This window comes from Actinomyces sp. S6-Spd3 (assembly GCF_000758755.1).
Classification (GTDB): Bacteria; Actinomycetota; Actinomycetes; order Actinomycetales; family Actinomycetaceae; genus Pauljensenia.
The window spans coordinates 1-1,087 of sequence record NZ_JRMV01000006.1 but is presented as its reverse complement, the minus strand read 5'-3'; the positions used below and the strand labels follow the sequence as shown (position 1 = coordinate 1,087).

The window sequence follows — 1,087 nt, the reverse complement described above, 5'->3', positions numbered from 1 at the left end:
CGGAACCTGGATTATCTTGTCAAAAAAGTCTCTAGCTTTACCTTCGTCGAAATCTTGTCCGTACTTTGCCCGCACACCGCGAAGGACCACCTCAAAATCAATTGCGAGAACAAAAACGCAACCCTTAACATTCATGAAGACCTTGAGTGCCTCCATCACTTCAACAGCGCGCTCAGGTTCAAGCCGGTCCAAATCATCAATAAATATAAATATTCGATCCTGTTTCGCGGCACTTTGACATTTACCAGTGTCTTCAGAAAATTTCAAAAACTCGTTGATCAACGCTTGAAAATCGTCCCGCATTGTAGAAATGATTTCGATGAGTTGATGAGAACCAACTGACGCCTCGGCATCTTTCTTCTTAGCTTTGTCAATTCTCTCTTTCATTGCGTCGGCGGCATCAACTACGACGCCATAACCCGCCACCTTCAAGCTCGCAAGCGCCAGTGGGATCAAAGCCTTCCGAAGCTTAGTAATTTTCTCCTTCGCTGCAGTTGCTCTCCCCTCCTTCCCAGAATCGATACGTTTCTCCAAACTTGAAAGAACGCCACCGAGCAAAGAGAAAACCAGCTGCTCACCGAGATTGAACTGAGAATACTGCCAAGTATTAAACTCGACAACCTGGGCTCCTTCGCCGTCAAGCTTTTTCTTAATACGCTTCAAAGCGCTGGTTTTTCCAGAACCCCAGTCACCTTGAATCGCGGCCGTCATAGGCGTGGGACACGACTTTATAAATTCTCTGAAACCTGCAATATATGCATTTATATTCAACGAATCTATTTCAGTGGGCTCATCGTTAAACCCTGTAAAGCTTGTTTCAGTCATATCTACTCCAGTTCTCCGTCGAACTTCTCTTCCGGTACTTCGTAACACGCTAACCGCAGATTTCACGAGAACAGCAACGAGTATATCCGCGCCCGGCGAAGCGCTGGGGTAGCCAACGTAATCATTCGCAAGGATAACTGCTCGCGCGTGAAAACAGGGTACTTCGATATACGTCCAAACCCACTTGCTCTGGCGCTGAGACCATCGCCTACGAACGCAAAGCTGGGGCGAGAAAACTCGCCCCAGCTTCAATACTGCATTT

At 47.2% G+C, this 1,087-nt stretch carries 1 protein-coding gene; it reads right to left on the bottom strand.

The window, feature by feature from the left end:
• A partial coding sequence (locus HMPREF1627_RS00040) for a KAP family P-loop NTPase fold protein (protein WP_034499638.1) occupies positions 1-825 on the bottom strand: 825 nt, incomplete at its 3' end.
• Between the last annotated feature and the right edge of the window lie 262 nt (positions 826-1,087).